The organism is Chryseobacterium sp., from assembly GCF_022712095.1.
Taxonomy (GTDB): Bacteria; Bacteroidota; Bacteroidia; order Flavobacteriales; family Weeksellaceae; genus Chryseobacterium.
Genome location: NZ_JALAHD010000146.1, coordinates 1 through 6,697, shown reverse-complemented (window position 1 = coordinate 6,697; position 6,697 = coordinate 1). Strand labels below are relative to the sequence as shown.

The 6,697-nt window shown below is 36.9% G+C and carries 5 protein-coding genes; 4 read left to right on the top strand and 1 reads right to left on the bottom strand.

The genetic code is table 11. The features are described 5' to 3' along the window. The first annotated feature begins 63 nt into the window (after positions 1-63). From Q0A18_RS07375 to Q0A18_RS07360, 4 genes are all read left to right on the top strand, one after another. Positions 64-657: a TetR/AcrR family transcriptional regulator gene (locus Q0A18_RS07375; RefSeq protein WP_292009504.1), complete on the top strand. Its 594-nt coding sequence runs from the start codon at positions 64-66 to the stop codon at positions 655-657. A gap of 98 nt (positions 658-755) precedes the next feature. Further along, entirely contained in the window at positions 756-2,111 is a 1,356-nt protein-coding gene (locus Q0A18_RS07370) for a TolC family protein (RefSeq protein WP_292009503.1), read from the top strand. A gap of 10 nt (positions 2,112-2,121) precedes the next feature. Further along, positions 2,122-3,183, top strand: coding sequence for an efflux RND transporter periplasmic adaptor subunit (locus tag Q0A18_RS07365; protein WP_292009502.1), 1,062 nt, complete (start codon positions 2,122-2,124; stop codon positions 3,181-3,183). Positions 3,184-3,190: 7 nt separating this feature from the next. Beyond that, complete coding sequence (locus tag Q0A18_RS07360; protein ID WP_292009501.1) at positions 3,191-6,376, top strand: efflux RND transporter permease subunit; 3,186 nt, start codon at positions 3,191-3,193, stop codon at positions 6,374-6,376. A gap of 78 nt (positions 6,377-6,454) precedes the next feature. Here the strand turns inward: Q0A18_RS07360 and Q0A18_RS07355 are convergent. Continuing rightward, the coding region (locus Q0A18_RS07355; RefSeq protein ID WP_292009500.1) for a hypothetical protein at positions 6,455-6,697 on the bottom strand (243 nt) is incomplete at its 5' end.

The window sequence follows — 6,697 nt, the reverse complement described above, 5'->3', positions numbered from 1 at the left end:
GTTTAACAATTTTGTCAAAATATAAAAATGCTATATTTTTGTCGACAAATTTGTTTAACAAAAATGTCAAATCAAACAAAAAAGGAGCAGACACAAGAACTTATTAAGGAAACGGCAAAGAATTTATTCTTTGTAAAAGGTAAGTTTGACGCTACAACTCAGGAGATTGCAGATGAAGCGGGAGTGAACAGGACGCTTATCAACTATTATTTTCGCTCAAGGGATAATCTGATTCAGATTATTTTTAATGAGGCCCAGAAAGTAGAAAGAGAAAAATCAAAAGTTATTCAAAGAGCTGATCTGCCTCTAAAAGAGAAAATAAGCAAATTTATTGAAAGCAGTCTTTCAACCAGTCTGAAATATCCTTATCTGGAAACTTATATCGTTTCTCAAATGAATAAGGGAAATTGTCATCAAAAAGATGTAGAAGATGAAATTCTGGAAGAATTGTATAAATCGATAGAATTCGAAATGGAACAGGGAAATATTGAAAAAATGAAACCTGTTCAATTTTTGTTGAATATGGTGGCACTGCTGGTTTTTCCAAGTGCTTTGCGCCCTTTATTAATGGATAATCTATTGATCAGTGATAAAGAGTTTGATGAGATTATTTCAGAGAGAAAAGAGATTATTCTCAACATATTGTTTAAAAAATAAAAAAATATTAAGGTATTTGTTAATATAATTCGTCCTTAACTGACAAACACACAAGTTAAAGTAGTACTATTAAAAAATAAAAGAAGTAAGATAAAATTATGAAAAGAAAACGTATAACTGCACAAAAGCTAAAAATTGGGATAGCTGCGGCATTTATGATTTTCGGTTATTCATCTGTAGAAGCTCAGCAGGAAGTGAACCTGCAAATGGCTATTCAGCAGGCATTACAAAATAAGGCTGATGCTAAAAAGGCAGCCTTACAGGTAAAAAAAGCAGAATATCAGATAGATGAAGCCAAAGCAGGAGCTTTACCACAGATAGCGGTATCGGGAGATTTGAACTATAATCCGATCATTCAGGAGACGGTTGTAGAATTTATGGGACAGAGAAATATCTTTAAGATGGGGCAGCCCTGGACTTCCAATATTGCTGCGACAGTTTCTCAAGCTCTGTTTGATCAAAGAGTATTTGTAGGATTAAAAGCCGCAAAATCTACAAGAGAATTTTATGTGTTGAATTCTCAGCTTACTAATGAGCAGATCATTATGAATGTAGCTACTGCTTATTATAATGTATTTGTACAGGAAGAAAATCTCAAAACGCTGGAAGCAAGTTATTCCAATACGGAAAGAGTAAGAAACGTTATTAAAAGTTTAGTGGACAATGGGTTGGCAAAACCTATTGATCTGGACAGAACCAATGTTCAGCTGACGAATATAGCTTCTAACAAACAACAGCTTATCAATTCCGTAGAGCTTACCAAAAACTCCTTAAAATTCTATATGGGAATTCCAATTGATACTCCTATTCAACTGGAAGAAAGGACTATTGAGCCTAAACCGGAGCTGATGGCAGAATACGTTAATCTTGAAGACAGATCAGAACTTAAGGTTCTCAGAAAACAAAGGGAACTTTTAGAATATAATAAAAAAGCAACTGAAGCTTATCTCTACCCAACAGTAAGTCTTCAGGGACAATATGGATGGTATGGTATGGGAACCAAGTTTCCATGGTTTAACGGAATTAATAATGGGGTTAACTGGAGTGATTTTGCATCAGTAGGTCTTAAAGTAAATATTCCGATTTTCACTGGTGGTGCTACAAAATCTAAAATCCAACAGGCACAGATAGATATTCTTGATCTTGAGCAGGATATTGAAAATACTCAGCTCAGCCTGAATTTAGATTATAAAAATGCGGTAAGCAGCATGGAAAATGCAATTATCAATATTCAAAGCATGAAAGATAATGTAGCACTGGCAGAAAAAGTATTGGCTAATACTCAATCGAATTATCAGTATGGATTGGCAACGCTTACCGATCTTTTAGATACGGACAATGCTTTAACGGATGCTAAACAGAATTATGCAAATGCATTATTGGATTATAAGCAGGCTGAACTTAAACTATTGAAAGCAAAAGGAGAATTAAACACATTACAAACTCAACCATAATCGTCTAAAAATGAAAAAAACTTTAATATATATTATCGTAGCTGCTGTACTTGTAGGATTAGCAGGATACAAGATTGTAAGTAATAAAAAGAATCAGGAAAAGCAGGTAGCAGAAGTAGCGAAGCAAGTGGATAAGATCAATGTAAATGTTGTTACTGTAAAAAGAGAAAACATCAATACAGACTATTCCGCGAACGGAACTTTTATTCCTAAACAGGAAATGAATCAGTCTTCTGAAATATCAGGACGTATTGTAAGCGTGTTAGTTAAAGAAGGATCAAGAGTTTCTGCAGGTCAGACGTTAGCAGTCATTAAGAAAGATGCTATTGAAGTTGATATGACTCAGGCTCAGAATAATTTACAAAATGCTATCATTGATAACCAACGTTATGAAAATGCTTATAAAACAGGAGGTGTTACCAAGCAGCAACTGGATAACTCAAGATTACAGCTGAAAAATATGCAGGCAGCTGTAAAAGCTCAGGGAGTAAGAGTAAATGATACAAGCGTTCGTGCAGGAATCAGCGGTACGGTTAATAAAAAGATGGTAGAACCGGGAGTCGTTGTTTCTCCGGGAACTTCTATGTTTGAAATCGTTAATATCAACACACTGAAACTTTCAGTATTGGTAGATGAAAGTCAGGTAGGAAGAATCCAGTTGGGCCAAATTGTTAATATTAAAGTAAGTGCCTTACCTGAAGATTCTTTCAGCGGACATATAACCTTCATTGCTCCTAAAAGTGATGCTTCTTTAAATTTCCCTGTGGAAATAGAAGTTTCAAATAACGGACAGCTAAAAGCCGGTATGTATGCAACTGCAGTATTCCAAACTAATAACGGTGCTGAAACTCAGAATATGTTAACCGTTCCGGCTGAAGCCTTTGTTAATGGAGTTAGCTCAGGGCAATTATTTATCGTTCAGAAGGGAACGGCAAAAATGATTAAAGTAACTACCGGAAAAGTATATGGAGATAAAGTACAAATCCTTAGCGGGCTTAATGGAGGAGAGCAGGTAATTACCAGCGGACAGATTAACCTAGATAACGGTTCAAAAATCAATATTGTAAAGTAGGATATCTATGAAGTTAGCAGAAATATCGATAAAAAGACCTACGTTAGTCATTGTTTTATTTACATTGCTGACGCTGGGCGGGATTTTGAGTTATACCCAGATGGGGTATGAGCTTATTCCGAAATTTGAAACCAATGTAGTGACGATTTCAACGACTTATCCCGGAGCTTCTCCAAGTGAGGTGGAAACTTCCGTGACAAGAAAGATTGAAGATGCGGTAGGTTCCCTTGAAAACGTGAAGAAAGTGGAATCTTCATCTTATGAAAGTCTCTCGGTTATCATGATTCAGCTGAATGATGGAGCAGATGTAAACTATGCATTGAATGATGCTCAGCGTAAAGTGAACGCTATCCTTTCCGATCTTCCGGATGATGTGGATGCACCATCACTGAATAAATTCTCACTGGATGATTTACCCATCATTACTATGAGTATTTCAAGTGATAAGCTGAACAGTAAAGAGCTATATGACTTATTAGATAAAAAAATAGAGCCGATCTTTTCCCGTGTAAACGGAGTAGCACAAGTAGATCTTGTGGGTGGACAGGAAAGAGAAATTCAGGTAAACCTGGATGAGAAAAAATTACAGGGCTATGGACTTTCTATTGGTGATGTTCAGCAGGTAATTCTTTCTTCAAACCTTGATTTCCCTACCGGAAGTTTAAAAACACGAACTGTAAAATCTACCATCAGGTTATCAGGGAAATATCAGTCTATTGAAGAAATGAACAACCTTGTAATCTCTTCAAAAAATGGAGCACAGGTTCGTCTGTCAGATGTAGCAACGGTTTTTGATACTCAGAAAGATGTAGATAAAATTGCACGTTATAACCAGCTTACAACCATTTTAATGCAGGTAAAGAAACAGTCTGATGCTAATGCGGTGGCGGTTTCTGAAAATGTAAAGAAAACGATAGAAAGGGTTCAGGAAGATTATAAACAACAGGGTATCCAGCTTAAAGTGGTAAATGATACTACAGACTTTACCCTTGAATCTGCCAACCACGTGATATTTGACCTCTTCCTTGCGATTATTCTCGTAGCGGTAGTAATGTTATTGTTCCTTCACAGTATAAGAAATGCATTTATTGTAATGGTTTCTATTCCGGTTTCATTGATTGCAACATTTATCGGAATGAACCTGATGGGATATACCTTAAACCTGATGAGTTTACTTGGTCTTTCCCTTGTGGTAGGTATCTTGGTGGATGATGCGATTGTGGTACTGGAGAATATTTACCGTCACATGGAGATGGGGAAAAGTAAAATCAGAGCAGCGTATGATGGGGCTTCCGAGATCGGATTTACCGTAGCAGCGATTACATTGGTAATTGTAGTGGTATTCTTACCGATTGCGATGAGTTCAGGGCTTGTAGCTAATATCCTTGCTCAGTTCTGTGTCACGGTGGTTATAGCTACTTTATTATCCTTGCTAGCTTCATTTACTATCATTCCTTGGTTATCATCAAGATTTGGTAAACTGGAGCATCTTACAGGTAAGAATGTATTTGAAAAGTTCATTCTTTGGTTTGAAAATATGATCGAAAAGTTCACACACTGGATTACAGGAATCCTTGAATGGTGTCTGAAGACTACCTTAAGGAGAGTTACAACTGTAATTCTTACATTCGTTATCTTAATTGCATCATTCCTATTGGTAGTTTTCGGATTTATCGGAGGAGAGTTCTTCCCTAAAACTGACCGTGGAGAGTTCCTTGTACAGATGGAATTACCAAAAGATGCTACTGTGGATAAAACCAACCAGATTACCTTAGAGGTTGAAAGGTATTTAAGAAATAATCCTGATGTAGTAGATATGATTACTACAGTAGGTCAGCAGTCTTCCGGATTTGGAGGTGCACAGTCTACTGCTTATCAGTCAGAAATTCAGGTGATTTTAACGGATAAATCCGAGCGTTCTGAGAGTACAGATATCATGGCTGCCAAGATCAAAAGACAGCTGGAGGAGAAATTTACCGGAATAGAATTTAAAACTGCCCCAATCGGTATTATGGGAGCGGAAAACGCACCAATCGAAATGGTGGTTACAGCTTCAGATAATGAAACAGCAACGAAAGAAGCAACCAGAATCCTTGAATTGCTTAAGAAAGTTCCTGGGTCAGTAGATGCTGAGTTATCTACAGATACCGGAAATCCGGAGGTCAGAGTGAATATTGACCGTGATAAAATGGCTGCATTGGGTCTTAATCTTTCAAGTGTAGGACAAACGATGCAGACTGCATTCAACGGTAATACAGACGGAAAGTTCAGAGCCGGAGAATATGAATATGATATCAATATCCGATTTGCTGATAGTAACAGAGAATCTATTGATGATGTAAGAAATCTGATGTTTACCAATGCTCAGGGAGAACAGGTTCGTCTGATCCAGTTTGCAGATGTGGAAATGAGTTCAGGACCGAGTTTGCTACAGCGTAGAGATAAAACACCATCAGTAAAAGTATTATCAAAAGTAGTAGGCCGTCCAGTAGGAGACGTTGCTAATGAATGGTCTGCCATGTTTATGGATAGTGATAAAAAACCAGCAGGTGTCAACTACATCTGGGGTGGAGATATGGAAAATCAGCAGGAAGGTTTCGGTACATTAGGAATTGCATTATTGGCAGCCGTAGTATTGGTATACCTTGTAATGGTATCACTGTATGACAGTTTCGTGTATCCGTTTGTGGTAATGTTCTCCATTCCGCTCGCGATGATCGGGGTTATGGTAATTCTGGCATTAACCGGAAACTCATTGAATATCTTTACCATGTTAGGGATGATCATGTTGATCGGTCTCGTAGCGAAGAATGCGATTTTGATTGTCGACTTTACAAATATGAGAAAAGCAGCAGGAGCCAACACCCATGACGCATTGATTCAGGCTAACCATGCCCGTCTCCGTCCGATCTTAATGACAACGATTGCGATGATCTTCGGGATGTTACCGATTGCATTGGCAACCGGAGCAGGAGCTGAGATGAATAAAGGTCTTGCATGGGTAATCATTGGAGGTCTGACCTCTTCGTTATTCCTTACCTTGATTATCGTGCCTGTGGTATATTCCATATTTGACTCTATCATGAAACGATTTGGAAAAGCAGAGAAAATAGATTATGAAGCAGAAATGAAAGCGGATTATGAGCACAGAGAATTGAGTGAAGATGGGTATACCCCTAAACACACAGATTAAAAATAATCAACCTTTTAATTAACCTATTAAAAAAGTGCATCAGAAGAATCTGATGCACTTTTTTATATTATAAAGTTACTACTTGTTATCATTTAATTTTTTTAATTCATTAAGATCTTCCAAATCCTTTTTCCTTATACTCTTCTTTTTGTCATGTATTAAATCTATAAGGCTTATGAAGTGTATTTCAATATCATCAACAGTCACAGAATCTCTTTTTGAATATGCATCATTAAAACGGATATTTGATTGAATTTCTGGGAGTAAATCTAAAGTGAAATTACTAAAATTCAGTTTGAAAAAAGATTTTTTTGGATCAAG

Excerpts from the sequence above, each read along its gene's own strand:
- Q0A18_RS07365 (WP_292009502.1), top strand. The coding sequence starts at position 2,122 with ATGAAAAAAACTTTAATATATATTATCGTAGCTGCTGTACTTGTAGGA.
- Q0A18_RS07360 (WP_292009501.1), top strand. The coding sequence starts at position 3,191 with ATGAAGTTAGCAGAAATATCGATAAAAAGACCTACGTTAGTCATTGTT.
- Q0A18_RS07370 (WP_292009503.1), top strand. The coding sequence starts at position 756 with ATGAAAAGAAAACGTATAACTGCACAAAAGCTAAAAATTGGGATAGCT.
- Q0A18_RS07375 (WP_292009504.1), top strand. The coding sequence starts at position 64 with ATGTCAAATCAAACAAAAAAGGAGCAGACACAAGAACTTATTAAGGAA.